24 protein-coding genes and 1 pseudogene are annotated in these 26,988 nt (G+C 64.1%); 17 read left to right on the forward strand and 8 right to left on the reverse strand.

The window, feature by feature from the left end; all coding sequences use genetic code 11:
• Positions 1-6: 6 nt before the first annotated feature.
• Positions 7-918, reverse strand: coding sequence for a LysR family transcriptional regulator (locus LJ655_RS12415; protein ID WP_230561547.1), 912 nt, complete (start codon positions 916-918; stop codon positions 7-9).
• A 238-nt stretch (positions 919-1,156) separates the two neighbouring features.
• On the opposite strand from LJ655_RS12415, the gene LJ655_RS12420 reads away from it, so the two are divergent.
• Both LJ655_RS12420 and LJ655_RS12425 read left to right on the forward strand, forming a co-directional pair.
• Positions 1,157-2,116: an ABC transporter substrate-binding protein gene (locus tag LJ655_RS12420; RefSeq protein ID WP_230561548.1), complete on the forward strand. Its 960-nt coding sequence runs from the start codon at positions 1,157-1,159 to the stop codon at positions 2,114-2,116.
• 40 nt (positions 2,117-2,156) lie between these two features.
• Positions 2,157-3,383 (forward strand): acyl-CoA dehydrogenase family protein, encoded by a 1,227-nt coding sequence (locus LJ655_RS12425; protein ID WP_230561549.1) that lies wholly within the window; start codon positions 2,157-2,159, stop codon positions 3,381-3,383.
• Positions 3,384-3,500: 117 nt separating this feature from the next.
• Here LJ655_RS12425 and LJ655_RS12430 read toward each other — a convergent pair whose 3' ends face one another.
• Genes LJ655_RS12430 through LJ655_RS12440 form a run of 3 tightly spaced genes read right to left on the reverse strand, consistent with a single transcriptional unit; the run spans position 3,501 to position 6,520 of the window.
• The gene (locus tag LJ655_RS12430; protein ID WP_230561550.1) at positions 3,501-4,535 is read right to left on the reverse strand and encodes an ABC transporter substrate-binding protein; all 1,035 of its coding nucleotides are present in this window, start codon (positions 4,533-4,535) and stop codon (positions 3,501-3,503) included.
• A 54-nt stretch (positions 4,536-4,589) separates the two neighbouring features.
• A complete protein-coding gene (locus LJ655_RS12435; protein WP_230561551.1) occupies positions 4,590-5,426 on the reverse strand; it encodes an ABC transporter ATP-binding protein in 837 nt (278 codons plus the stop codon).
• Positions 5,420-6,520: an ABC transporter permease gene (locus LJ655_RS12440; RefSeq protein ID WP_230561552.1), complete on the reverse strand. Its 1,101-nt coding sequence runs from the start codon at positions 6,518-6,520 to the stop codon at positions 5,420-5,422. Before LJ655_RS12440 ends, LJ655_RS12435 begins: the two co-directional genes overlap by 7 nt.
• A gap of 398 nt (positions 6,521-6,918) precedes the next feature.
• Between LJ655_RS12440 and aqpZ the strand changes: the two genes are divergently transcribed.
• From aqpZ to LJ655_RS12460, 4 genes and pseudogenes are all read left to right on the forward strand, one after another.
• Positions 6,919-7,617 (forward strand): aquaporin Z, encoded by a 699-nt coding sequence (gene aqpZ / locus LJ655_RS12445; RefSeq protein ID WP_230561553.1) that lies wholly within the window; start codon positions 6,919-6,921, stop codon positions 7,615-7,617.
• A gap of 871 nt (positions 7,618-8,488) precedes the next feature.
• Positions 8,489-8,935, forward strand: a pseudogene (locus LJ655_RS12450) (O-antigen ligase family protein); the annotation flags it as partial.
• A 237-nt stretch (positions 8,936-9,172) separates the two neighbouring features.
• Positions 9,173-10,336, forward strand: coding sequence for a glycosyltransferase family 9 protein (locus LJ655_RS12455; protein ID WP_425605806.1), 1,164 nt, complete (start codon positions 9,173-9,175; stop codon positions 10,334-10,336).
• Between the two features lie 116 nt (positions 10,337-10,452).
• Complete coding sequence (locus LJ655_RS12460) at positions 10,453-11,667, forward strand: GNAT family N-acetyltransferase (RefSeq protein ID WP_230561554.1); 1,215 nt, start codon at positions 10,453-10,455, stop codon at positions 11,665-11,667.
• Positions 11,668-11,697: 30 nt separating this feature from the next.
• On the opposite strand, the gene LJ655_RS12465 is transcribed toward LJ655_RS12460, so the two are convergent.
• Positions 11,698-12,615: a mechanosensitive ion channel family protein gene (locus tag LJ655_RS12465; protein ID WP_230561555.1), complete on the reverse strand. Its 918-nt coding sequence runs from the start codon at positions 12,613-12,615 to the stop codon at positions 11,698-11,700.
• Between the two features lie 374 nt (positions 12,616-12,989).
• Here LJ655_RS12465 and LJ655_RS12470 point away from each other — a divergent pair, with 374 nt between their 5' ends.
• The 11 genes from LJ655_RS12470 to LJ655_RS12520 all read left to right on the forward strand — a co-directional run bounded on the left by LJ655_RS12470 (position 12,990) and on the right by LJ655_RS12520 (position 24,414).
• Positions 12,990-13,649: a DedA family protein gene (locus LJ655_RS12470; protein ID WP_230561556.1), complete on the forward strand. Its 660-nt coding sequence runs from the start codon at positions 12,990-12,992 to the stop codon at positions 13,647-13,649.
• A 48-nt stretch (positions 13,650-13,697) separates the two neighbouring features.
• Entirely contained in the window at positions 13,698-14,729 is a 1,032-nt protein-coding gene (locus LJ655_RS12475) for an AI-2E family transporter (RefSeq protein WP_230561557.1), read from the forward strand.
• 293 nt (positions 14,730-15,022) lie between these two features.
• Entirely contained in the window at positions 15,023-16,852 is a 1,830-nt protein-coding gene (atzF, locus tag LJ655_RS12480; protein WP_230561558.1) for an allophanate hydrolase, read from the forward strand.
• A gap of 51 nt (positions 16,853-16,903) precedes the next feature.
• Entirely contained in the window at positions 16,904-18,001 is a 1,098-nt protein-coding gene (locus LJ655_RS12485; RefSeq protein ID WP_230561559.1) for a BMP family ABC transporter substrate-binding protein, read from the forward strand.
• Between the two features lie 30 nt (positions 18,002-18,031).
• A complete protein-coding gene (locus LJ655_RS12490; RefSeq protein WP_230561560.1) occupies positions 18,032-19,186 on the forward strand; it encodes an ABC transporter permease in 1,155 nt (384 codons plus the stop codon).
• Positions 19,179-20,105, forward strand: a complete 927-nt coding sequence (locus LJ655_RS12495; RefSeq protein ID WP_230561561.1) for an ABC transporter permease — start codon at positions 19,179-19,181, stop codon at positions 20,103-20,105. Before LJ655_RS12490 ends, LJ655_RS12495 begins: the two co-directional genes overlap by 8 nt.
• A 73-nt stretch (positions 20,106-20,178) precedes the next feature.
• Positions 20,179-20,871, forward strand: a complete 693-nt coding sequence (gene biuH, locus LJ655_RS12500) for a biuret amidohydrolase (protein ID WP_230561562.1) — start codon at positions 20,179-20,181, stop codon at positions 20,869-20,871.
• A gap of 2 nt (positions 20,872-20,873) precedes the next feature.
• Positions 20,874-22,487: an ABC transporter ATP-binding protein gene (locus LJ655_RS12505; protein WP_230561563.1), complete on the forward strand. Its 1,614-nt coding sequence runs from the start codon at positions 20,874-20,876 to the stop codon at positions 22,485-22,487.
• A gap of 39 nt (positions 22,488-22,526) precedes the next feature.
• On the forward strand, positions 22,527-23,189 hold the full coding sequence (locus LJ655_RS12510; protein WP_230561564.1) for a cysteine hydrolase family protein: 663 nt from the start codon (positions 22,527-22,529) through the stop codon (positions 23,187-23,189).
• On the forward strand, positions 23,189-23,593 hold the full coding sequence (gene hpxZ, locus LJ655_RS12515; protein ID WP_230561565.1) for an oxalurate catabolism protein HpxZ: 405 nt from the start codon (positions 23,189-23,191) through the stop codon (positions 23,591-23,593). The genes LJ655_RS12510 and hpxZ overlap by 1 nt, the downstream gene beginning before the upstream one ends.
• Before the next feature lie 83 nt (positions 23,594-23,676).
• On the forward strand, positions 23,677-24,414 hold the full coding sequence (locus LJ655_RS12520; RefSeq protein ID WP_230561566.1) for a GntR family transcriptional regulator: 738 nt from the start codon (positions 23,677-23,679) through the stop codon (positions 24,412-24,414).
• 110 nt (positions 24,415-24,524) lie between these two features.
• Here the strand turns inward: LJ655_RS12520 and LJ655_RS12525 are convergent, their stop codons facing one another.
• The 3 genes from LJ655_RS12525 to LJ655_RS12535 all read right to left on the reverse strand — a co-directional run bounded on the left by LJ655_RS12525 (position 24,525) and on the right by LJ655_RS12535 (position 26,920).
• Positions 24,525-25,352, reverse strand: a complete 828-nt coding sequence (locus LJ655_RS12525; protein WP_425605807.1) for a LytR/AlgR family response regulator transcription factor — start codon at positions 25,350-25,352, stop codon at positions 24,525-24,527.
• Positions 25,353-25,448: 96 nt separating this feature from the next.
• Positions 25,449-26,546, reverse strand: coding sequence for a sensor histidine kinase (locus tag LJ655_RS12530; RefSeq protein WP_230561568.1), 1,098 nt, complete (start codon positions 26,544-26,546; stop codon positions 25,449-25,451).
• On the reverse strand, positions 26,543-26,920 hold the full coding sequence (locus LJ655_RS12535; protein WP_230561569.1) for a DUF2306 domain-containing protein: 378 nt from the start codon (positions 26,918-26,920) through the stop codon (positions 26,543-26,545). The genes LJ655_RS12530 and LJ655_RS12535 overlap by 4 nt, the downstream gene beginning before the upstream one ends.
• Between the last annotated feature and the right edge of the window lie 68 nt (positions 26,921-26,988).

Raw genomic sequence — 26,988 nt, forward strand, 5'->3', positions numbered from 1 at the left:
GCGTGCTCAGGCCGCCCGCGACAACTGCGCCGCCTTGAAACATTGCTCGACGCTTTTGGCAAGCACGCTCAATGCCGACTCGAACTTGCCGAGTGCACGTGAGCGCACGATCCACACCGCGATCTGTGGCCTGAAGTCGCTCACGGAGACGACATCGAGTTGCGCGGCATGCGCGCTGGCGCGCAGCAGCGGTTGCGGTACCAGACCTAGTCCGACACCATCGGCGACGAGACCCAGTTGCAGTTCCGTGCCGAGCGTCTCCAGGTTCAGCTTCAGCGCGTGGCCTTGCGCCGCGAGCGTCTGCTGCAATCCCGCGCGAAAACCGCAGCCGTCCGGATTCAATACCCAGCCGTAAGCCTGGCATTCGGCAAGCGTATGCGCGCGCTTCTTCAGGCTGCCCTTGCGCGCGACCACAGCCAGCTTCAATTCACCGAGTACCTTGCCCGACAGCGCCTCGGGCAACACCCGATTGGCGGGCAGCAGCAAGATCGCGGCATCCAGTTCGCCGTCTTCGACCTTTTGCAGCAGCGGATTGCCCCACCCTGTCGACACCTGCGCCCGCAGTTCGGGATACGCGCCGCGCAGCTCATGCAACGCCTTCAGCATCGCGACATCGGCGACGGTTTGCGCGACGCCCATCCGCAGCACGCCTGCAAGCGGCGCGTTCTCGGTGACGAGATGTCTGAGCGCGTCCACTTCGCGCACGATCGCGCGGCATTGATCGTAGACGGCGCGTCCCATCGGCGTGGTTTTCAGCGGCTTGGTATTGCGGTCGAGCAGTTCGACGCCGAGCGCTTCCTCGAAGTTCTGGATGCGGCGCGTGACGGCCGGTTGTGTCAGCGCAAGAACTTCGGCTGCCTGACTCAGCGATTGGCTATGCACGACGGCAACGAAGGCCTCGATGTCATCGAGTTTCATTGATGGGTTCAGCCTGAAGTATCGGATCGACCGCAACAGTACGGGACTAGCGCGAGCTTAGCGCGTCGGCGCGCTTCAGTTCAAGCGCATACGCGCTTTTCTCGCTCGCATATTAGCAAAGCAGAACAATGCGTTTGCCTTATAAAAGCCGCATACGTATCGTGTGTTTTCCGCTTCCCGATTTCGCAAGCGCCTGGCTTGCGCGCTTTGCCTCCCGATATACATCTTCGAGCCTCTCATGCACCGTTCCACCGACCGTTTCCTGCGCCGCCTTCTCTCCCGCGTCACGTTTGCGGCGCTGTGCGCCAGCCTCGCGCATGCCGCTCTCGCCGATACGACGCTGAAGGTCGGAGATCAGCAGTTGCAGACGCGCGGCATTCTGGAAGCCGCCGGGCAACTGAAGGACGTCCCCTACAAAATCGAATGGTTCAACTTCCCCGCCGCGCAACCACTCGGCGAAGCGCTCAATGCAGGCGCGATCGATGTCGGCGGACTCGGCGACGCACCGCTGATCTTCGCGTACGCGGCGGGCGCCAAAGTCCGCGCGGTGGCCGCGACGCGTTCGACACCGCTCGACCTGGCGATCATCGTGCCCGAAACGTCGCCGATCAAATCCGCTGCCGATCTGAAGGGCAAACGCATCGCGACTACACGCGGCTCGATCGGCCACTACCTGGCCATCGCGACGCTGGAGCGCGCGGGGATCAAGCTGTCGGACGTGTCGCTGCGCTTCATGCAGCCCGCCGACGCCAAGGCCGCGCTCGCGTCGGGCAACGTCGACGCATGGTCCACGTGGGACCCGTATGTGGCGCTTGCCGAGCAGCGCGATCACGACCGCAGCATCGCGAACGGCGTCAATCTGACTTCCGGCTTGAGCTTCCAGGCCGCCACCGAATCTTCGATCAAGGCGAAGCAGGCGCAAATCGCGGATTTTTTGAAGCGCGTCGCTGCGGGCCAGCGCTGGGCGCTCGCGCATCCGGATGAAGTGGCCGCGATGCAGTCGAAAGTCACGGGCTTGCCGCCCGAGGTGCTGAAGACCGTCTATCAACGCGCGCAACTGCACCCGGTCGCGATCGACGACGGTCTGATCGCCGAACAGCAAAAGACGGCCAACCTCTACGAACGCGCGGACGTCATCAAAACGCATCTCGACGTCGCGCCGAGTTTCGATCGCCAGTTCCCGTTCGCCGCACAGTGATGCTCGCGCATCTCAGCCTGTTTTTCTAAGAGATTTGCTCATGACCAGCCGTCATCCCGAACCCGCCCTGGCCGATGTCGAGCGCGACGCCGTTGCGCTCGACGCGCTCGCCGACCTCGACAGTCCCCGCGCCGACGCGTGGCTCGACGCGCTCACGCGCGACTTCGCGGATGGCGCGGCCGCGCTCGACGCCGGTCCCGGCTTCCCGCACGAGAACCTCGGGCGCCTGCGCCGCGCGGGCCTGTTGTCGCTGACGGTGCCGCGCGCACTCGGCGGCCGCGAAGCGACGCTCGCGCAAACGCTGAAGGTCGTGCGCGCGGTCGCGCGAGGCGAGCCGTCGACCGCGCTGATCCTCGTGATGCAATGCCTCTACCATTTGCGGTTGCAAGCCAATCCAAACTGGCCCGTCGAACTGAAAGAACGCATTGCGCGCGACGCCGTCGAACGTGGCGCGCTGATCAATTCGCTGCGCGTCGAGCCCGAACTCGGTTCGCCCTCGCGCGGCGGTCTGCCCGCGACGCTCGGCAGGCGAGTAAATAACCACAAAGACGGCCAGCACGGCGAGCACTGGCTGCTGAACGGCCGCAAGCTCTATTCGACCGGTAGCCCAGGCCTCACGTGGCTGGCCGTGTGGGGACGTACCGACGAAGCATCGCCGCGCGTAGGCACATGGCTCGTGCATCGCGATACGCCGGGCGTGCGTTTCGGCGAACCCTGGAATCACCTCGGCATGCGTGCGACGGGCAGTCATGAGGTCATCTTCGAGAACGTGCGGGTGCCGCTCGATCATGCTGTCGACTTGCAGGCGCCGCAGCACGCGAGCGGCATGGACCCCGTGACGAGCGTCTGGATGAACGTGCTGCTCCCCGCGATCTACGACGGCGTCGCGCGTGCCGCGCGCGACTGGTTCGTGCAATGGGCCGCGCAGCGCGTGCCGTCGGGACTCGACGCGCCGCTCTCCAGTCTCGAACGTTTTCAGCAGACAGCGGGCCGCATCGACGCATTGCTGTTCAACAACCACACCCTGCTCGATGCAGGCGCGGGAGGCCGGATCGGCGCGGCCGAGGCCCCGGCGATCAAGTACCTCGTCAGCAAGTACGCGATCGAAGCCGTTGGACTCGCCCTGGAGGCGAGCAGCAACCCGGGCCTGAGCCGCAATAACCCGCTGGAGCGTCACTATCGCGACGTTCTATGCGCGCGTATTCATACCCCGCAAGACGACACCGTGCTGGGCAATCTTGGCCGCGCAGCGTTTGCTGCGCTCTGATTGCGCCCGCCGCATCGACACCCGCAAACGAAGACACGCTGGCCTCTGACCGCGATCTATTGCGTATAGTGCGTGCAGCGGTGGCGCGTCTTGAAGCCAACGCGCGGGCTGCTCAAGTCAGGCGAGCACGTCCGAAAATACGCGCGTCGCGAAGCGGTCCGAATCCGTGCCGTTGTTCAATACGCCAACCGATTTCAGATCGTCCGCATAAAGCGCGATCTCCTTCCTGAACGCATCGCCGACCGGATGGTGGTGGTCCGTATGGCTCCTGAGCATCGCCGTCAGTTGCTCGACGTTGGCCCCCGGTGCGTTCGGCGCGAAGATCGCTGCCGCCTGGACCGGATTGTTAGCGGTCCACTCGGTGGCTTCGAGCAACGCCTGGGTCAACGCCTGAGCGGTCGCACGGTCCTTGCGGACCAGTGAGCCGCGCACGCCCAGCACGCAGCACACGCGGTTCGCGTACTCGCCGCACAGGTTGTTCGACACCTCCTGCAAATGATCGCCCTCACGCAGCGTCCAGATGGTCGGGTCGCCGTCGGCGATCGCCTGCACCTCGCCCTTCTTGAGCGCCTCGCCGAGCAGCGGCGCCGGATACTGGCGCCAGCGCACGTCGTTGTCGGGATCGACGCCGATCTTCTTCAGCGTGATCGCGAAAAAATTCTTCGCCGGGCTCGCCATGTCGCTCACACCCACCGTGCGGCCCTTGAGTCCTTGAAGATCGACGATACCCGACGCCTTCGTTGCAAGCAGCCGCATGCAACCACCGTGAATACCGGCCGTCAGCTTGACGTCGAAGCCCTGCTCCAGCGGCTTGATCCAGCGCAGCGCCATGCCGACGCCCGCATCCGATTTGCCGGTCGCAATCGCTTCGAGCAGCTGGTCCGTCGAACCCGCGAAGTTGACCAGCTCGACCTGCAAGCCATGCTTGCGGAAAAAGCCCTGCTTCTCCGCGACCGGCACCGGCGCCGTGCAGATCGCCGACGCGTTCCATGAGAGTTTGAGCGGCTTCAGCGCTTCGTCGGCCGATGCGCGCGCGCCCGGCAACCCGAACGTCGCGCCGCCTAGCGCAGCTGCGCCAGCGGCCCACGCGGTATTGCGCAGCCACACGCGGCGCGCGGCATTAGATGGTTGATTGTCGTTGTTATGGTTCATTGCGTTGCTTTCCTGTGCTTGAGTAGATGGTTCGTGGCCGCGTCTTCGCGCGGCCTACGTTTCGAGGCCCAGCAGCCCCAGTACATCGCGGCGCAACGACACCAGCGCGGGATCGTCGCGATGACGCGGATACGGCGCGTCGTTGCGAACTTCGGCGACGATGTGCGCCGGCCGTTCGCTCAGAACGATCACGCGGTTGGCGACGTACAGCGCCTCTTCGACGTCGTGCGTGACGAGCAGCACGGAGAAGCCTTCGGCCTGCCAGAGCCGCACGAGTTCGGCCTGCATGCGGATGCGCGTCAGCGAATCGAGCTTGCCGAACGGTTCGTCGAGTACCAGCAGGCGCGGGTTATTGACCAGCGCGCGGGCGAGAGCAGCGCGCTGCGCCATGCCGCCCGACAGTTGATGCGGAAAGGCATTCGCGAAAGCCGACAGGCCGACCATCTGCAGCGCGGCGTCGATACGTTCGGCAACCTCGCGCTTCGCCTCATCGCCACGCGTTTTGCGTTGCGCTTGCGGGCCGAGACCGACGTTGTCGCGCACCGTGCGCCACGGAAACAGCGTCGGGTCCTGAAACACGACGACGCGCGACGGATCGGGACCGGCAACCGCTTCGCCGTCCGCGCGAATCTCGCCGCGCGCGGGCGAATCGAGACCCGCAACGAGCCTGAGCAACGTCGATTTACCGCAGCCGCTTGCGCCGAGCAGGGCGACGAACTCACCGGGTTCGACCGTGAGGCTGATCTTGTCGAGAACGGGCAGTGTCTCACCGCGCAACGCGAACTGATGGCTGACGTCGCGCACGTCGATGCGAGTGCCCCGCGGTTCGCGAGCGGCCGGCGCCTGCGAAAACGACTCGGAAAACGATTGGGAAATCGAAGCGGCTACCATTTCAGCAATCCTTTTTGCCATGCCAGCAGACGGTCGCGCACGCGAAACAGCAGCGTGATGAGCCCTGAGCACATCAGCGCCATCACGAGCAGCGCGGCATACATATTCGAATAGGCAGCCCAGCCTTGCGCCCATTGCAGGTACCAGCCGAGCCCCGCTTTCACGCCCATCATCTCCGCGACGATCAACACCGCGAACGACGCACCCAGGCCCATGAACAGACCGACGAAAACCGAAGGCAATGCAGCGGGGATCGCGACGCGCAGAATCAGGAACGACGGCCGGGCGCCTAGCGTGCGGGCCACGTCGTAGTAAGCGGAGCTCACGCTCGCCACACCCGACCACGTGAGCACCGCGACCGGAAAGGCCGCCGCCAGCGCGATCAAAAACACGCTGGCGCTGAAGCTCGAGGGGAAAAAGAAGAATGCGAGCGGCAGCCAGGCGGTCGCGGGCAGCGGACCCACGAGGCGCAGGATCGGATGGAGCCAGTAGCCCACCGCTTTGGACCAGCCGATGCTGACGCCGATCGCGAAGCCCGTCAATGCGCCGCACACGTACCCATACGCGAGCAGCACGAACGAATGCACGACACTCGACGCGAGTCTCGGCAGATCGTCCGCAAACACCGCGAGCAACGCCTGTGGCGGTGCGAAGAATGGGCGCGGCAGCCATTCGAGCTGCGCGGTGACCACTTCCCATGCCGTCAGTCCGACGGCCAACGCGAGCAGCCACGGCGTCGCGTCAAGCCATGCCTGCACGCGCAGTCGCTTCGCGCTGCCTGTGTTCGTCGATGCGTGCGCGCGCCAGCCGGCCGCTCCGATGGCCGCCGACAACAGTGCGAACACGAGCTTGAGGAGCAGCAGTTCCCGCGTGTACGGCCAGTCGTCGAGCGCGGGCCACCACTGCGTGATCGCCGCGCCGCCGAGCCATCCAAGCGCGGCGAGCCCGGACACGATCAGCTTCGGATCGTGGCGCGCGGCGCTTGCATCGTTGGCCGCAAAATCGGCGCGAGGCGCTGCGGCGAACGGTCTGGCAGCGAGTGCGCGCAGCACGCGTCGCCGCGTGGAAAGAGACGTTGGAACGGAAGCGGTCATAGGCCCTCGCTGAAGATGTCCAGCACAGCGTAGCGACGAAGGACCCGCGTGAGAATTATTCTATTTCGATATGTTTATATTTATTCAATATTTATGTTTCGCATGACATTAACGCCGTTCGCTCTTTGGATAGAGGCTCGACCGGGATTCGTGAAACTCTCGCCAATCAATGCGTAATGCATTGATCGGAAATAAAAACGTAATGTCGCCGCGGGTGCCGTTGTCGGTCGAATACGACGCCTCGCAAAGACGAAACCGGGGCTGGTTCGTACAAACCCGATGCAGACGTCAAGCACATGCACTACGCTGGCAATGCAAGGGTCATGAGCCGCGTCCTTCACGTTGGGTTCCGCCCGGACGCGCTGCGTCTTTTCTTTCTTCGATGGGAGATCTAGCCGATGAACATGCGAAAGCGTCTTACCGCCGAGTTATTTGGCACGTTCTGGCTCGTATTTGGGGGTTGCGGGAGCGCCGTGTTGGCAGCAGCGTTCCCGACGCTTGGTATCGGGTTCGTCGGTGTTGCGCTTGCCTTCGGTCTGACGGTGCTGACCATGGCCTACGCTGTCGGCCATATCTCCGGTGGACACTTCAATCCTGCGGTGACGCTGGGGCTATATGCCGGTGGACGGGTTCCAGCGAAGGATGTCGTGCCATACATCGCTGCTCAGTTTATTGGAGGCATCGCCGCAGGTGCCGTGCTGTATTTCATTGCCAGTGGAAAACCGGGCTTTGACGCGAGCGCAGGCTTTGCCTCGAACGGCTATGGCGAACACTCGCCTGGTGGCTACTCGCTGCAAGCGGCAATCGTCGCCGAGTTCGTGCTCACCGCGTTCTTTCTCATAGTGATTCATGGCGCCACCGACAGGCGCGCACCCGCCGGCTTTGGCCCGCTGGCTATCGGACTTGCATTGACGCTGATACATCTGATCAGCATTCCGGTCACGAACACGTCCGTGAATCCCGCTCGCAGTACCGGGGTTGCCCTGTTTCAAGGCGGCTGGGCTATCCAGCAACTGTGGCTGTTCTGGCTCGTCCCGTTGATTGGCGGCGCTGCCGGCGGGCTGGTGTATCGCCATCTGCTCGACTCCAAGGACTGATGTCAGGCGGCACATCGGCGCTGGGACATACCCGACAGGGCAGTGGGCCTTGACGTATGGCAACTTTTCGCTGAACTCGAGTGGCGAATTGCCAGTCTTGACGGTTGCGCGGTCGTGATCCCGCCGCTAGGGCCTCTCTGCGCAAAAGAATTCGCGGAACAATTGTCAATGTCCGCAGATGACAGGCAGAATGGGCAACAATCCGACCGCAACGTTGTCGCGGGTCGTTCGACAACCCGGGCCGCTCCGTGACAGGCCTGTTCGCGCGGCCACGCAGGGATGATGGGCGCGAGTCTCAGGAGTGGATCCGATGCGCATCAAGCAACTACCAGACACTATCTCTATCCTGGCTGTCGTGTTGTCGCCGGCCCTCATGCTTTCGGTACGAGGGGGCACGGGCTACTGTTTCTTCGTTGTTTTCGTGCTCGCTCTGGCTCACCTGTGCAAAGCCGCCAACCGGCGCCGCGCGGCAGCGCTGTTTCGCGAGCATTGGCTGTTCGTCCTCGGCCTGGCCGCGATGCCGGCCGTCATCCTGCTCCAGATTGCGGTTTTTCGAAGCGGCACCTTCCCATCGCTTGATCCATTCCTTCGGCTGGTTCTCGCAGTGCCGATTTTTTTCTATCTGGCATCGCTACCGTCGCGGCAACTGCGCCTCGTGCAATGGGGTTTTGTGGCGGGCGCGCTGAGCGCCGGTTTATGGGCCATCTACGCGTGCTTTCATCCGGAAATCGCGATCCATCTCGGTCGGCTCGGCAATTCATTTACCAACCCGATCCCTTTCGGCGATACAGCATTGCTGCTTGGTTTTCTGTCGATTGTGCCGGTTACGATGGGCGGCCGCATGCGCGTAGCTGAGACCGCGATCAGGGTCATGGCATTTCTGCTCGGTGGCTATGCGTCGTATCTGTCGGGCTCGCGCGGCGGCTGGATAGCGCTCCCCCTATTCGTTTGGACAGCCGTCGGTGGCTTGCACCGGCTGAACAGCAGGCGGGCGCGCATTGCGTTGGGCTGTGCGATCGCGGCATTTTTCGTGGCGCTGGCATCTACCAGCATTGTCGCCCAGCGGGTCGACGCCGTCGTGTCCGACGCCAGAAGGTTGCAGCAAGGCGAGATCGATACTTCGCTTGGCCTGCGCCTTGAACTGTGGCGCGCATCCGCGCTTCTCTACCTGCGCAATCCGGCGTTCGGCGTGGGACGCGGGCGTCTGGAAGAGGCGCTAAACGGACTTGCGGAACGTGGTGAAGCGCCCCGAGCGATCGTCAACGCGGGCGCACATAGCGAGTTTTTTTCCGCCCTTTCCCAGACGGGAACGGCCGGAGTGGCTGCACTACTGCTTCTGTACGTCGGGACCTTCACACCATTCTGGCGGAACAGACTCAGCGCGGATCGCGAAATCGCGACGGCGTCGTACCAGGGACTCGCTGTGGTCGGCGGTACGGTCATCTTCGGATTGACGATCGACGCGTTGACGCTCGTGATGAGCGCGGCTTTTTTTGGTCTGAATGTTGCCACGCTGCTTGCGTGGATCGAGGCGCGCAAGCGTGAAACCGGTGAGATGGGAACGACGCGACCGCCGATGTCGGAGAGGTCTCCACGAACGGTTCTTGTGGTCTGCACCCGTCGCATAGGCGATGTGTTGCTGGTGACGCCGCTTGTCCGGTCGCTGAAGGCCCAATGGCCTGAGGCCGACATCGACGTGCTCGTACTTCGAGGAACGGAGGGGGCCCTCGAGCACAACCCGGACCTGCGCCGTGTCATCGTCGAGGCGCCGCGTGCCCCGCTACGCGCGCGACTCGTCAGCGCGGCAAGGATGTGGCGGCGTTACGATCTTGGCTGTGCGGCGGTGAGCTCCGATCGCGCACTGATTTATGCATGGGCTGCCGGCCGCACGAGGATCGGGCTAGTCGACGCCGAGCATGTAAAGTGGTTCGCCCGCGCCATGCTTCATCGTTTCGCGCTTGACAGGCAGCTTGATGCACACGTCGTATCGAGCACGCTCGAATTGGCGCGACTGGTCGGCGTGACTCCGCGCGCCAAAGTGGTCCCGCCGGGCATCGGCTCCGACCCGGAACGCAGAGCCCGGTTCGCAGCGCAGTTCGACGGGCTGCTCGCCGCGAGGCAGGGGCAACCATTCGTTGTGCTGCACCCGCATTCGATGTTCACGTATAAACAATGGACAATCGGTAACTGGGTGGCAACGATTCGCTGGCTGCGCGCGCAAGGCTTTGCCGTCGTGTTGAGTGGAGGCCCGGAGCAAACCGAGCGCGAGTACGCCGCACAGATTGTTGCGGCGGCCGGCGAACAGGTTTTGAATCTTGTCGGTATGCTGACGCTCGGCGAAACGGCGGAAGTGATCCGGCGTGCGAAACTCTTCATCGGTCCCGACACGAGTGTCACGCACATTGCCGCCGCATGCGGCACGCCGACAATCGCGCTGTTCGGTCCGTCCGACCCTGTTCGCTGGGGGCCGTGGCCAAGCGACTGGCCATTGGTTGCAACGCCATGGGCTCGACGCGGCTCAAACCGGCAAGGCAATGTATACCTGCTGCAAGGAATGAAAGCGTGCGTTCCTTGCCGGCGGGAGGGGTGCGACGATCATAGGCAAAGCACAAGCGATTGTTTGACCGAACTGCCGGCAAGCCGCGTAATTGCCGTCGCGACACAAATGCTTGGTATGCCGGAGACGATACCGACTCAGATAGTCAGCTTTAACCGGTAGCGTGGCTTTGACAGGTTCGGCCAGGATCGGGAAATGACGCTTCGCCCTGGATAGGATTGCAGGGACGCAAGTTGTGGCATCCAATCGAGTCTGCCGGTCATCCTCGCCCGTTCGCGATGAAACTACTTCCAAAGCCACTGAACGCCCGCCTGCAACTGCGCAAGAAACTGCGTCGCGCGAGTGGCTTTCGAATCGCCATTGCTCATCGTCTGCGACAGCTCAACGTCGGGGATTGGCGCACCGTAACTGCCGGGCAAAGCTTTTATTTTTCGCCTGAATACCTGCAAATGATCGAAGTGGCGGGTCCGGCCAATCTCGAGCCGCGCTACGCCTTGATCTCGAATGACGACGGACCGCTGGCCACGGTCTGCATGCAAATCGTCCAGGTGAGCCTCGAACACCTTGGCGAACAAGGCAAGCCCAAGCTCAAAGTGCCGCTCAGAGAGCGGATTCTTGTCTGCGGCAACCTGCTCAGTTACGGGCAGCACGGCGTTTGTTTCGCGCCCGGCAGCACGCCTGCGGAACTGTGGCCCGCAGTGGCGGAGGCACTCTACCGTACCCGCCGATCCGAAAAGCTCGATGGTCAGACTAACGTGATTGTGGTCAAGGACATTCTGGAGGCCGACAGGGCACCCAGTTCCTGCCTCGGGGAACTCAGCTATTCGGCCGTCGAAACCGAGCCCAACATGGTGCTGACGCTACGCGAAGGCATCGACACCCACGACGACTATCTTGCCACTCTTGCTTCCAAGTACCGCAATGCCGTCAAGTCCCAGATATACAAGCCGTTCGATGCGGCTGGATTCCGGATCGAACGCCTCGAGACAGTGGCGTCGGTCGCCGCGCGTTTGCAGGAGCTTTATCTGCAGACCCACGCCCATGCCAGCTTGCGCCCGTTTATGTTGACCCAGGAATATTGGCCAGCATTAGCGCTAGCTGCCGGCGCATGTGTCGCTTTCCACGTCGCCGTTAGGGGTAGCCAGATTTATGGCTTCGTTGTCACGCTCAAGGATGCGGGGACGGCGATCGTCTGGCACATCGGTTTCGATCGCGAAGCAGCCGGCAATGGTGTGCCGCTTTATCTGCGCCTTCTGCATGCGTCATTGACGCAGGCAATCGAGTTCCGTTGCCGGCGCGTCTCTTTCGGCAGAACGGCGCTTGCGCCCAAGGCACGCATGGGCTGTCTGCCGGAGCCGATGCAGATTTGGGTGCGCCACCGCCAGCCTCTGCTGAACCAGGCCATCAGCCCTTTGCTGCGACTGATCCAGCACGAAGAGGCGCCGGAATTATCTCCATTTAAAAAAACATCGAACCCCTCTGGAGAGCTTTGATATTCGATCCGCGGGATCGAAGAACCGGGGTTACACCCCCTGCTCCGGTTTTCCGCTTGCGGATGACCCTGCCTGAGCGGCGGCTGTGTCGGTGGCCGTTGTCGCTGCCGCGCTCGGCACGATGCGCAATTCGCGGGTGCGCAACGGCAGCGAAAACTGCGCGTCGGTCAGTGTTTGACGCACCTGGCGCGCGAGTTCCCAGCGCAGGGTCCAGAACGTGTCCGTGTTCGACCAGACGCGGATATTCAGCACCGCGGTGCTGTCGTCGAAGCGGATGACCATCACCTGCGGCGCGGGATCGGGGAGCGCACGCGGGTCGGACGCGGCGAGGGCGCGCAGGGCCTCCAGCGCGCGATCCACATCGTCACCGATCGAGATCTCCACTTCGAGATCGAGCCGGCGCATGGGATTACGGCTGAAATTGCGGATCGAATTGCTCCACAACGCACTGTTCGGCACGTATTCGCAAACGCCGTCGGGTTTGGTGAGGCGCGTCGTGAACAGATTGACTTCGACCACCGTGCCCGCGACACTGCCGGCTCCGCCCTCGATAAAGTCGCCGACCTTGAACGGCCGCAACACCAGCAGCATGATGCCGGCCGCGATGTTCTGCATCGTGCCTTGCAGCGCGAGACCGATCGCAAGACCGGCGGCGCCAAGCACGGCGATGATACTGGCCGTCTGGATGCCCAACTGCGATAGCGCACCGACGATCGCGACAATGCGAATGCCCCACAGGCTGATGTCGCAGAGGATCGGTCGCAGCGTGGCGTCCATGCGTGCTTGACGCGCGAGGAGCCGGCGCAGCGACACCGAAGTGCGGCGCGCGATCCACCATCCGATCACCAGTATCGCCGCAGCGGCGAACAGACGAATCGAGAGCGCGGTGAGCGTATCCAGCAGAAAGGCCCATCTGTCCGGACTGATTTCGACGAGGAAGTTCTCCATATGTCTTGACGATTCCTTTCCGGGACAGCGGGTAGATTGCCGCGCGCGGGCATCGACGATATCGGCGGACGAACTGGATTGGCTTCCGGGAATTTAACCAGATAACTTCCATTTTGGGTATTTTCAGCGGTCAAAGCCGCGTCATTTTTCCGAGCCTGTTATACGCGCTAGCAGAGCCTTGCCGCAGGCGGTTTGATACCCTGAAACCGCCACTGCCAGAACGCCGTCGGAGAGGCAGCGGTAGCTGGCTGCTCGCGACGTCGGTGCGCAAGGCGCTTGCGGCCGCCGGGCGCCCCGTGCTGGTTCGCTGCACGCTTGCCGTTATACTGCTCCCTCGAACAACGGACACGTAGCCGGCACACATGGCGACGTTCATGCAATTCATCTTGCGACTGGAACAGGACCTCGAAGCGCTGCTGGTCCAGCATGGACCGTTGGCCTACGCAATCATCGGGGTGATCGTCTTCTGCAGTGTCGGCGTGCTGCCGCTCGTCATTCTCCCGGCGGACATGCTGCTGTTCCTGTCCGGCGCACTCGCCGCCGTCGGCGTGCTGCAGCCTCTATGGCTCGCGCCGGTGCTGGTCGGGGCCGCGGTTTCCGGAACAGTATTCAACTACGCGCTGGCCCTGGCCGTCGCAACGGTATGGAAACCGAAGCGCAGCGGCTGGATCGACAAGGTCAGTGCGCGCACGCGCGCGCTCTATGCACGTCACGGCGCCGCGCTGCTGCTGTACTCTCCATTCATCGCAATCGTCCGGGCGGTCGCGCCCGCGCTAGCCGGCGCGACGAAGATGCCGTTTCGCCGCTTCGTGCGCTTCGCGGCCGGCGGCGCGGTGATCTGGATATGCACACTCGCGGGACCCGGTTATTTTTTCGGCAACGTGCCATGGGTCCGCTCGCACCTGCCGGCTGCGATGGCGATCGTGATCGGCGCGGGTGTCGTCGCGCTCGTCGTCAGCCTGCTATGGCGAGGACGGCGCAAGCATCTCACCACCGATCCGACGCTATCCGACGACAAGTCCCGCTGCGACTGACGCGGCGGCCCACAACCCCGGCAGGCGGCGCTGCTCGCGAGGAAACGCATGAACCAGGGTCTGCTGAAATGCACATGTGCGGCCGTGCTCGCCACACTGCTCGGGTGGGGACTGTATGTCGGCCGCCCCGTGCTCGTGCCGATCGCGTTCGGCATCATCGCGACGTACGTGGTCATCGGTCTCGCCAACCTGCTGCGCCGCATTCCGTACCTTGGCGCACGCCTGCGGGACGGCGTGCGCCACGCGATCGCCGCTACGCTGTTGTTCTTCACGGTATACCTGTCAGTCGACCTGCTGCTGTCCGACAGGGACCGGCTGATGGCCGTCGCGCCGAAGTACGAGGCGACGCTGCTCACTCTGCTGACGAAGCTCGCCGCGCTGCTGCACATCGAAACGGAGGCGAACTGGGCTGCGATCCGCCGCGATCTGTTAGCGACCGTCAACGTGCAGGCGATCATGACCGCCACGCTGTCCTCGGTGTCGTCGCTGCTCGCGGCGATCATCGTCGTGCTGCTCTATGCGACGTTCTTTCTCATCGAGCACGCGAAATACCGCCGCAAGCTCGTGAACTTCGTGGGCGGCTCGACGCGGATCGTGTCGGTAATCGACGAGACCAACTCGAAGATCGGGGTCTATCTCGCCATCAAGACCCTGCTCGGCGCGATCCTTGGCATTGCGAGCTGGATCTGCATGTGGCTCGTCGGACTCGAATTCGCGGAGCTTTGGGCGGTGCTGATCGGCCTGCTGAACTTCATCCCGTATGCGGGCTCGTGGATCTCGGTCGCGGTGCCGACGCTGCTCGCCGCGCTGCAGTTCGGTCAGTGGAACGCGGCGATCGTGCTGTTCATCTCGCTCACGATCGTGAACTTCGTGGTCGGCCATCTCCTCGACCCTTGGCTGATGGGCGGCTCACTGAACCTGAGCCCCTTGGTCATCCTGATCAGCCTGGCGGTGTGGTCGTCCATCTGGGGCATCGCGGGTGCCTTCCTCGCGGTGCCGATCACCGTCGGCCTGGTCATCGCGTTTTCCGCGTTCGAATCGACTCGTCGTTTCGCAGTTCTCCTGACGAACGAGGACTAAGGCCAGGAAATCGCTGGCGTCCGCACCTCAGGATCGGGTCGTGGGTTCGAGCCTTGCGAATCACTCGACGGCCGTTGAATGGTCTTTGCAAGGTCCTGCACGATGTGCGGGATGCATGCACCAGCGCGGGCACGTTTGCGACCCAGACCGGATCAACCGGCGTGAAGACGTGACACCTGCCCGGCGTGCCCGCCGCTCGAAACGCCTTGCCCGGCAAGGACATCCGGCAACACCGAGGTCATTGGCATAGTTGCTGCTCATTTGAGCTCCAACTTGTATCCAAGATTGAACTCATGTCCCAGGATGCCCGCTTCCGGGTCCGCGCCCTACTGGACTCCTACGCCAGCGACAGCACGACACCCCGCCAGGTCGTCGAGACGGTGATCGCGCGGACCGAGGCCTCCCGTCGTCCGGAAGTCTGGTTATCGCGCGTCAGTGCGGCCGATCTGGCCAGCCGCGCCGCCGCGCTCGAAGCAGCGCGCGCGCAATTGGGGGCGGCAGTTTTCGAGCGCATGCCGCTTTTCGGCGTACCGTTCGCAGTGAAGGACAACATCGATGTCGCCGGCATACCGACCACCGCGGCCTGCGAGGCCTTCGCATACACGCCTCGCACTTCGGCATTCGTCGTCGATCGACTGCTCGATGCAGGCGCCATCCTGATCGGCAAGACGAATCTCGATCAGTTCGCGACAGGCCTGGTTGGCACCCGGTCACCATACGGCGCCGTGCGTCAGATCGAATCCGATGCACACATCTCCGGCGGATCGAGTTCGGGTTCGGCGGTCGCGGTTGCGGCCGGGCTCGTCGCGTTTGCACTCGGCACGGACACGGCAGGCTCCGGACGTGTTCCCGCCGGCTTCAACGAGCTCGTGGGGCTGAAGCCAACGCCTGGACTCGTGAGCAAACGCGGCGTGGTACCGGCGTGCCGAAGCCTCGATTGCGTATCGATCTTCGCGCACGATGTCGGCGACGCCTGGGAAGTGCTGTTGCAGATGGCGAAGTACGATGATCAGGACGACTATGCGCGCCGCGTGCCATCATTTGGGCTTGCCCATACAGTGCCGCGTCTCGGTGTGCCAGAGCCGTTGACCTTCTTCGGGGACGCGCACGCGCAACAGGCGTTCGCCGCCACGCTCGACGCGATCGCAACGCGCCTCGCGCTGACGCCGGCGTACGTGCCGTTCGAACCCATGCAGCGGACCGCGGCCCTCCTGTACGACGGCCCGTGGGTGGCTGAACGGCGGGCTGCGCTGGGGACCTTCTTCGACACCCATCGCGCCGCTATCGATCCAGTTGTCGCGGAGGTCATTGCGAATGCGGACAGCTTCAGCGCCGCCGATGCGTTCAAAGGCCAGTACACCCTCGTCGCACTGCGCCGCGAGGTCGAAGCGCTGTTCGAGGCAATCGATGTCCTGATCGTGCCGACCGCCCCCACGCATCCGACTTTCGACGAAGTGCGCGCGGACCCGATCCGCACGAACAGCCAGCTTGGTCTCTACACCAACTTCGTGAATCTGCTTGATCTGTGCGCGCTGGCCGTGCCAGGCGTGCGCCGGGCCGATGGCCTGCCGGCAGGGGTGACGCTGATCGCTCCGGCGGGCGCCGACCAGCGGCTCGCCGTGCTCGGCGCGCAGATCCAGGCGCTCTTCACGACGCGCGTCGCGGCGGACGCCGCCGCCATCGCCGCCAGACCGCTACCGTTCGAGGAGCCGACCGTGACGCTCGCCGTCGCCGGTGCGCATCTGCGAGGGCAGCCCCTTTGCTGGCAACTGCTCGAAGCCGGTGCGCGTTTCGTCGCGACCACCACCACATCCGCGCAATACCGCCTTTATGCGCTCGCCGGCACGTCGCCGGCCAAGCCGGCGCTGGTGCGCTCGCCACACGAGGCCGGGCAGCCCATCGAAATCGAGTTGTGGGAAGTGCCGCTGCGCAGCTTTGGCGCTTTTGTTGCGCGGGTGCCCGCACCGCTCGGCATCGGCAGCGTGCAGACAGCCGATGGACTCACGGTCAAAGGTTTTATCTGCGAGCCCTCGGCCGTCAGCCCGGGCAGCGGCGCGCGTGACATTACGGAGTTCGGCGGCTGGCGCGCATGGCTCGCCAGCGCGACCGGAGCACAAGCCTGAACCGCTATCCCATCCTGAACTTAACGAATCGAACTCACGAGGAGTCCAACCATGACGAACCGTCGCGATTTTCTCAAGGGGGCAGGCGCCCTCGCCCTCGCCAACGCATTCCCGTTCGATATTGCGTTCGGCGCCGAGCCGCTCACGGTCGGCGTGGTCTACGTCGGCTCACGCGGCGACTACGGCTACAACCAGGCCCAGGCGCAGGCGGCAGCCGTCATCAAAAAACTGCCAAACGTGAAGGTCGTCGAGGAAGAGAACGTCCCCGAGACCGTCGCCGCGCAAAAGACAATGGAAGCAATGATCGAGCAGGACGGCGCGACGCTCATCTTCGCGACCTCGTTTGGCTACTTCGATCCTCACGTGCTGAAGATGGCCGCGAAATATCCAAAGGTCCACTTCGCACACTGCGGCGGCCTCTGGAAGAGCGGCAATCCTGGCAACATCTCGAGCTACTTTGGCTACATCGACGAATGCCAGTACCTGAACGGTGTCGTTGCGGGCCATGCGAGCAAAACGAAGAAGCTCGGCTTCGTCGCGGCCAAGCCTATTCCGCAGGTGCTTCGCAACATCAACTCGTTCACGCTGGGCGCGCAGTCGGTGGATCCGTCGATCACGACGCACGTGATTTTCACGGGCGACTGGTCCATGCCGGTGAAGGAAGCGGAAGCTGCGAACAGTCTCGTCGATCAGGGGTGCGACGTGCTCACCTGCCACGTGGACGGTCCGAAAGTCGTGATCGAGACGGCGGAAAAGCGTGGCGCGATGAGCTGCGGTTACCACGCAAGCCAGGCAGCGCTGGCGCCGAAGGGCTATCTGACCGGCGCCGAATGGGACTGGGCGACGCCGTACAAGCTCCTCGCCACCAATGCGCAGACGAACAAGCCACAACCGAACATCCTGCGCGGCGGCCTGCGCGAAGGCTTCGTGAAGATGTCGCCGTATGGCGCGAAGGTGACGCCGGATGCCCGCACCAACGCCGACGCCGTGAAGGCGAAGATGGTCGCGGGCGACTACGTGATCTTCAAGGGGCCGATGAAGGACAACAAGGGCGGCAGCGCCATTGCGTCCGGCACGAGCTACGCGCAGACCGATATCGCGCTCGAAAGCATGAACTACCTCGTTGCCGGTGTGGTTGGCCAGATCTGAGGACCGCTTGCGTCATCGCCAGGAGTCGTGATGTCCGCTTCCCTTTCTCCCGCTCACGGGCAGTCGCGAAGACTGCCCGCAGGCCTCGCGCGCCTGCTGCTTGCCCTGTTGCCCGCCTTGCCGACGCTGTGCGCGGTCGCAGCCACGCTGGTCCTCTTCGGCGCATTCCTGCTCGTCCAGGGACAGCCGGCCATCGAAGCCCTTGGCCTCATCGGCCAAGGGGCTTTCGGTTCGTCGTTCGCGTGGCAGAACACCTTGCTGCGCGCCGCGCCGCTCATGCTCACGGCACTGTGCGTCGCGCTGCCCGCTCAGGTCGGTCTGATCGTGATCGGCGGCGAAGGCGCGCTTGCGCTCGGCGGCCTTGCGGCGGCCGTCGTGCCCCAGTGTCTGCCGCACGCCACGCCCTGGTTCATTGCCTCGCCCCTGATGGCGATCGCCGGAATGCTCGCCGGAGGACTGTGGATCACTGCAGTGGGCGCGATGCGTCAATGGCGTGGCGTGAACGAGACCATCAGCAGCCTGCTGATGTCGTACATCGCCATCGCCGTTTTCAAGTTTTTTGTCGAAGGACCGCTGCGCGATCCCGCAAGCCTCAACAAACCATCGACGTTGCCCGTTCCCGACGCCATGACCATCGGCTCGCTGCCGGGTCTCGACGTGCACTGGGGGCTCTTCTGGGGCGTGCTTGCGTGTCTCGCCGCGTGGGTGCTGGTCCGCCATAGCACGCCGGGCTTTGCCATGCGGGTGACAGGCGGCAATGTACGAGCGGCGCGCCTCGTCGGCCTTCCGGTGGGCAAACTTGCGCTCGCCGCCTGCGCGCTGGGAGGGGCATCGGCGGGACTCGCCGGGATGTTCGAAGTGGCGGCTGTACAGGGCAGCGCGAACGCCTCGCTGCTCTCGGGCTACGGCTATGCGGGCATCCTGGTCGCGTTCGCGGCGCGGCAGAACCCGTCCGCCGTGATCGTGTGCGCACTGATGGTCGGCGGCATCGAGGCGAGCGGCAGCCTGCTGCAACGACGCCTCGGCCTGCCCGACGCCGCCACGCTCGTGCTGCAGGGCCTGCTTTTCGCGAACCTTCTTGCCTGGGAGGCACTGGCTCCCCGCCTCGCCGCCTGGCGCGTGAGGCTGCAGGCCGCTGCGCTCGACGCCTCTTCCGTTTCGCTGGAGCGTACTCACCATGTCTGAACTTCATTCGCCCGTAGCGGTGCTGCTGCTTTCGCTCTTCGCGGGAGCCATCCGCGTGAGTACGCCCTACCTGTTCGTGAGCCTCGGCGAATGTCTTACCGAAAAGGGCGGCCGTGTGAACCTCGGCCTGGAGGGGATTCTCGTCTCCGGTGCCATGTGCGGATACGCCGGCTCGTATCTGTTCGGCTCGCCGTGGCTTGGCGTGCTCGCGGCGGCAGCAGCCGGTCTTGTGCTCGGGTATCTGCATGGGCTGGTCTGCTCGCTGCCGCGTGTCTCCGACATCGCGTTCGGCATCGCACTCATGCTATTTGGCACCGGCCTTGCGTTTTATCTCGGCAAGCCGTTCATCGAACCGCAGGCGCCCATGCTCCCGTCGATCGATCTCGGCGCGTGGGCTGCCTCGCCGCAGGTGCACAACGCGCTGCACGTGAACCTGCTCTTCGTGATCGGCGTCGTGCTTGCCGTCGCGCTGCAGTGGGGGCTGCGCTCGATGCGCTGGGGCATGACGCTGCGGCTCGTGGGCGAGAACGCCGAGAGCGCCCGCGCGATGGGCTATCCCGTCACGCGCGTGCGCGTCTTCGCGACGGCAGTGGGCGGGCTCTTCGCCGGTGTGGGCGGCGCCTATCTCTCGCTCGTCTATCCCGGAAGCTGGAACGAAGGACTTTCGAGCGGCCAGGGTCTCATGGCCGTCGCGCTCGTGATCTTCGCACGATGGCAGCCGCTGCGCTGTCTGTGGGCCGCGCTGCTGTTCGGCGCCGCCGGAGCACTCGGTCCAGCGCTGCAGGCGATCGGCGTGACCAGCGGCTACTACCTCTTCAACGCCGCCCCATACGTGCTGACGCTCGCACTCATGATCGTCAACTGCCGTCCCGATCGAACGCTGGCGGGCGCACCTGGCGAGCTGAGCCTGACGCGGTGAGCGCAAAGCATCAACCGACCAACCGACCTCGGCATCGCGTGACGCTCACACAGCGCGCCTACGGAGAATCAACATGACCCGCTACATCGAAGCCCGCCCCTATCCCTGGCCTTACGACGGCAACCTGCGCCCCGACAACACGGCGCTCGTCATCATCGACATGCAGACCGACTTCTGCGGCTACGGCGGTTATGTCGACAAGATGGGCTACGACCTCGCGCTCACCCGCGCACCGATCGAGCCGATCAAGCGGGTCCTCGCGCCGATGCGCGAGCTCGGCTTCACGATCATCCACACGCGCGAAGGGCATCGCCCGGATCTGTCCGACCTGCCCGCGAACAAGCGCTGGCGCAGCCGCCAGGCGGGCACGAACGGCGTGGGTATTGGTGATGTTGGACCGTGTGGACGCATTCTCGTACGCGGCGAGCCGGGCTGGGAAATCATCGACGAACTCGCGCCGCTGCCCGGCGAGATCGTCATCGACAAGCCGGGCAAGGGGTCATTCTGCGCGACGGATCTCGAATTGATCCTGCGCACGCGCGGCATTGCCAATCTCGTGCTCACGGGCATCACGACCGATGTCTGCGTTCACACCACGATGCGCGAGGCGAATGACCGTGGTTTCGAATGCACGTTATTGGCGGATTGCTGCGGCGCCACCGACAAGGGCAACCACGACGCCGCCCTCAACATGGTCCTGATGCAAGGCGGCGTGTTCGGCACCGTATCGGATTCGGCGGCGCTCGTCGCCGCGCTGGAGCAATGACCATGGCTACCGCGATGCGTGCGCTCGGTGTCGAGGTGATCGGCGCGAGCAAATCATTCGGTGCGTTCCGCGCACTCGACGACGTCACGCTCAAGGTGGCGCCAGGAACGGTCCACGCCCTGCTCGGAGAAAACGGCGCGGGCAAGAGCACGCTCGTGAAGGGTCTGGTTGGCTACGGCGTGCTCGATCACGGCGCGATTCGGGCCGACGGGCGCGAGGTGCACATTGCGTCCCCGCGCGATGCCCAGGCGCTCGGCATCGGCATGGTCTACCAGCATTTCACGCTCGCGGCGGGGCTTAGCGTCGAGGAGAACCTGCTCCTCGCGCGCGGCAAGCTGCCATGGAAGATCGACTGGCCGGCAGAGCACGCCGCGCTCGACGCATTCATGCGCCGCATGCCGTTTCGCCTCGAACTCGACGCGCCGGTGTCATCTCTCGCGGCAGGGGAAAAACAGAAACTCGAAATCCTCAAGCAACTGTATCTGGAACAACGCTTCCTGATCCTCGACGAGCCGACGTCCGTGCTCACCCCTCAGGAGGCCGACGAAGTGCTCGGCTTGATGCGTGCGCTGGCCTCGCGCGGAGACCTCACGATCTTGATGATCACGCACAAGTTCCGCGAGGTGATGGCCTACGCCGACAGCGTGACCGTGCTGCGCAAGGGGCGATTCGTCGGCACCTGTGCCGTTGCCGATACCGACCGTGACCGTCTGGCCGCGTGGATGATGGGCAGCGACGCGAGCGTCGAAGCGCGTGTGGGCGCCGCCGAAGACGCCGGCGAGATACGGCTTGCGCGCCGGCCGTGCTCGCCGGATGCTCCGGTACGGCTCGCGCTGTCGAAGCTCGCGGTCGTTGACGACCGCGGCCACCCGGCCGTGCGTGACGCAACGCTGGCTGTGCGCGCAGGAGAGATACTCGGGCTCGCGGGCATCTCGGGCAACGGCCAGAAGGAACTGATCGAAGCACTGGTGGGCCAGCGCAAGATTCGGTCGGGCGGGATGAGCGTGGAAGGCGCACCGTACGCAGCGACACGTGAAGAGATGACCCGCATGCGGGTGTTCGCACTACCCGAAGAGCCGCTGCGCAACGCGTGCGTTGCGGGCATGAGCGTGGCCGAGAACATGGCGTCGCGGGATTTCGACCGCGCGCCGTTGCGGCGCGGCGGATGGTGGCTCGACCGTCGCGCCATGCGCTCGCGCGCCGAGCGCTTGATCGCAGAGTTCAACGTGCGTCCGCCGCTGCCCGAGCGCGCCATCGGCACGCTTTCTGGCGGCAACGTGCAGCGCGCCGTACTGGCGCGCGAGCTTGGGCAGGAAGTCAACGTCCTGATCGTCGCGAATCCCGTGTTCGGACTCGACTTTGCCTCCGTTGCGGACATTCATGCCCGCATTCTTGCTGCACGGGATGCCGGTGCGGCTGTCCTGCTCGTCAGTGAAGACCTCGACGAGCTGATGGAGCTCGCCGACCGGATCGTCGTGATGGCCGAAGGTCGTCTCGTCTACGAGACCGCTGCAGGCGAGGCCGACCGCGTGGTGCTTGGGCGTCACATGGCGGGTCATGGCGATGATGGCAGCCCGCAGACGGCCGAGCCGGCAGTGCTGCACGCGAGCGCCTGAGCGACGCCTGAACGACGATACAAAGGGGAAACGAAAGCGATGACAACCGTCGCGCGGGCGAAGCCCGCTCCGTTCACTTTCGATGCGCGCCATACGGCGCTGATCGTCATCGACATGCAACGCGACTTCATCGAGCCCGGCGGCTTTGGCGAAGCGCTGGGCAACGACGTCTCGCTGCTTTCCGGCATCGTGCCGACCGTCGCGCGGCTGATCGCGCACGCGCGCTCGGCGGGCTGGCAGCTCGTGCATACGCGCGAATCGCACGCTCCCGATCTTAGCGATTGCCCGCCAGCCAAACGGCTGCGTGGCAAGCCGAATGCGCGCATTGGCGACGCAGGCCCGATGGGCCGGATCCTGATTCGCGGCGAGCCCGGCAACGCCATTGTCGATACGCTGCAGCCGCTCGGCGGCGAACTCGTCGTCGACAAGCCCGGCAAAGGCGCTTTCTATGCGACCCGGCTCGGCGAGGAGCTGTCGATGCGAGGCATCACCCATCTCGTGTTCGCGGGCGTGACGACCGAGGTCTGCGTACAGACCTCCATGCGCGAAGCAAACGATCGAGGCTACGAGTGCCTGCTGATCGAGGATGCAACCGCGAGCTACATTCCCGCGTTTCGCGACGCCACGATTGCGATGATTCATTCGCAGGGCGGCATCGTCGGCTGGACCGCCCCGCTCGACGCCCTGCTGGAGGCAGTCTGATGGCGCTGGAACTGAACCGGCCCGAAGTCGTTGCGCAGGTGGAAGCGGCTTTCGAGGCATACGAGTGGGCGCTTATCGACAACGACGTCGATACGATGAACGCACTCTTCTGGGATGCGCCCGAGACCGTCCGCTATGGCATTGCCGAGATCCAGCATGGTGGCGAGGCGATCCGCCGCTGGCGGCAGACCTGCGCACCGGTACCGCGCTCGCGGCGGTTGCATCGGACCGTGGTGACGACGTTCGGCGCCGACTACGCTACGGTGAGCACCGAGTTCACGAGCGACGCAACACCGCTCAGGGGCCGCCAGATGCAGACCTGGGCGCGCCTGCGCGAACCCGACGACGCTTTTGGCGGCTGGGCGATCGTCGCTGCCCACGTCAGCCTCATCGAGCCCGTCTGAGGGCGGATAATAAGGAACCGGTCCTTGTCGCCCCACATGTGGCGATGCGCCGCGAAACTCTCGACGTTTTCTACAGCCAACTCATGGACGACTTGCCCGAAGTGGCCGCCGAAGCCTCAGCAGCATCCGGCACCAAGGTGGCCTATAGCGCGAACCCGCTTGCAGAACAGGTGTATCAGCTCATCAAGCAGGACATCTTCAGCTTTCGCCTGTTTCCCGGCGACCGCTTTTCCGAAAACGACATTGCCCAGCACTACGGCGTATCTCGCACACCGATGCGCGACGCGCTGTTCCGACTGCTGCGCGAGGGCTATCTCGAGGTCGGATTCCGGCGTGGCTGGAAAGTTTGCGAGATCGACTTCAACCGGCTCGACCAGATCTATGACCTGCGCATCGTGCTCGAGCTGGCGGCGATCGAGCGGCTCTCCGGCGCTCCCCAGGACGTCATGGACAAGCTGCGGGCCATATGGTGCGTCGATGAGGGCGAGCGCGAAAGCGATCCGGTAACGATGTTCATGCTCGACGAGGGCTTTCATCGCGGTCTCGTGAGCGCCGCGGGCAACAATGAAATGCTTCGCGTGCATAACGAGGTGACCGAGCGCATCCGTATCGTGCGGCGGCTCGATTTTCTCAAGGCGCATCGCACGAGCGCGACCTACGACGAGCATTCGAAGATCCTCAACCTCATCGATCGCGGCAAGTCTGGCGAAGCAGGCATCCTGTTGCGCGCCCACATCACGCAAAGCAAGCTGGAAGTGCGCAAGATCACACTGTCGATGCTCGCAACCGCGCGCAATGAGAAGCTGCCGTTCGTCAGTTAGGCCCGTTGGGCTGTGCGGCGCAAACTCGGCAAGTCTCTGCGCCCCACAGTGCCCCGCGAGCTGAAAACTTCTTTCCTTGCACTCAGCCAGCGGCGTCGATCCCCATCCTGTCACATCTGCCGGAACAGATGCGCATACTGTTTGCTCACCCCAAGTGTGCCGCCGTGGCCGCGCAGTCTGAGCGTCATCTTCCCCAGTGCGCTCACCGACGCGCTCTCCACCTGATCGACGTTCACCACCGTACTCCGATGCACCTGCCAGAAGCGCGCCGGGTCCAGTTGGCCGCACAACTCCTTGAGGCTCGTGCGAATCAACAGCTCACCGGTACGCGTCGTGACGACCACATATTTGTCGGCAGCTTCCAAAAACAACACGTCCTCCACGGGCACCATCCGGATGTCGTTCCCACTGGAGGCGCGCAGATAGCGTAGCGGCGCACTACGTTCGGTGTCGCGCGTGCGGTTCTCGAGTTGCACGGCGCGCGTGATCTGCTCCAGCTGGCCGATCAGACGCTGCAGATCCGCCTGCACGTGCGCGCCGGGCACCGCCTCCGCTGGCGGCCGCGAAAGTCGGCCCCGTAAGCGGTCGACCGCGCGCGCGAGCCGCGCGGGATCGACGGGCTTCAGGAGATAATCGATCGCCGCCGCATCAAACGCCTCCAGCGCGTACTCGCCGTAAGCGGTGACGAACACGATCTGCGGCGGGGCGGCGAGATTCGCACATGCGCGAGCAACGTCGAGACCCGTGGCACCCGGCATCGAGATATCGAGAAATGCGACGTCGGGTTGCAACGCGGCGATTTGCTCGATGGCGTCGTGCCCGTTGTCGACAATCGCGGCGATGCGCAGCTCCGGCCATGCCGCCACCAGCTCACGCCGCAGTGCGGCCGCGATCAGCGGTTCGTCCTCGGCAATCAAAGCGACCGGGATGCGAGTCAGCTCCGGCGCGCGGGGTGCGCCATCCTGATGCTGTGACGCATCACGGGGCAAGTGAGGCTTCATGAGGTGCCCGTCAGTCGATTCAGGTGATCAGCGTCAGACACTGGAAGCAGCACGCTCGCAACGATACCGTGCGGAACGTTTTCGATGAGGGTCAGCGAAGCACGCTCTCCATAAAGCGCGGCAAGCCGGTTGCGCACGTTTGCCAGGCCGATGCCGGTGCCTTGCGTTGCAGGCGTCGCACCGAATCCGGCCCCCCGTGTCGGTCACCGTCAGTTCCACCTGGTCAGAGGCACGCCTCGCTCTAACCTCGATTCGCCCGCCCGCGAGCGTCCCTTGAATGCCATGCTTCAGCGCGTTTTCGACCAGCGGTTGCAACAGCATGGGCGGCGCCGCAAGCCTCGCGCAATCGCGAGGAAGATCAACCGAATACTGGAGCCTCGGGCCGAGGCGCATCGCATGCACGGCTAGCATCGACTCGAGCACCGCGAACTGAACGGCCAAGGTCTCGCATTCCACCCTCGACGCTTCCAGCGTTGCTCGCAAAAACCGGTTGAGACTGCCGAGCAGTTCACGCGCGCGGGGCGGATCGGACGCGATCAGGCTATCCAGTGTCGCGAGCGTGTTGAAGAGAAAATGCGGCTCGATCTGCGCCTGCAACGCCTGCAAACGGGCGAACAGCGCCGCTTTTTCGGCGACTTCCTTCTGCCACGCCGTGCGCGCGACTTCCTCGCTGAGGCAGGCGATCCTCGCGCGCGACCAACCATACCAGGTGACCAGCAATGTCGCGACCAACGCGATCCAGCCGGTGATGGCAAGCTGCTTGGGGGAAAACGCCTTGCCCATGTCAATGCCGAGCAGCAGGCTCGCGACGCCCCGCCCGATCGCGGCCCCGGCGATGATGGCAAGCACCGTTGCCACGGCCAGTCTCGACGCAGTCAGTGCGTTCCTCTGATGAAGGTAAAACCGGGCCGCCTGGTGCAGCAGCATGATTGACAGCCCGATCGCCTGGCTGAACACGAGGTTTTCTGCGAGGCTTCTGCCCATGCCGACTGCGGTCAGGGCGACGGCAATCAATGTGTTCCCAATGACGACGAGCGCCGCCTCCCGGGCGAACCCGGCCAGCAGCTGTTTCACCGGCATGCTCAGCCGTGCAGATGCTTCGGGAAACTTGATGCGGGTACCGGGAATCATGCGAGCCAACCCGTCACGATCAGGTTCAAGATGCGATGCGGCGTGGCCACAGCGGCGATGCCCGCTACGATCAGCCCGATGAACGAGCCGCGCATGGCAAGCCGGTGAGCGCGCACGTTGCCTTGCCGGATCGCCCAAATGCCTCGTCCGACGCTTACAAACGTCAGCAACGAGAGCGCGTGCACCCAGGAAAAATGCCCTGGATCCAGCTCCCGGATGTCGAATGAACTGAGCGCCGTCGCCAACATCGTTACGGCCCACAGACGGCCGAGCCATTTATGGCGTGCGGACCCTTTTTCCGACCCGAGCGCCACTGTGCCGAGTATGACAGAAAGGGTTGCGGCGGCGATATGAACCGCAATGATCGCTGACATGCTGGCCACCGTTGCAGGGAAGAGCGGAACTCGATGTCTGCAGTCTGGGCCGTGGCTGGATCGGTTTC

The organism is Paraburkholderia translucens, from assembly GCF_020881035.1.
In the GTDB taxonomy this organism is placed as follows: domain Bacteria; phylum Pseudomonadota; class Gammaproteobacteria; order Burkholderiales; family Burkholderiaceae; genus Paraburkholderia; species Paraburkholderia translucens.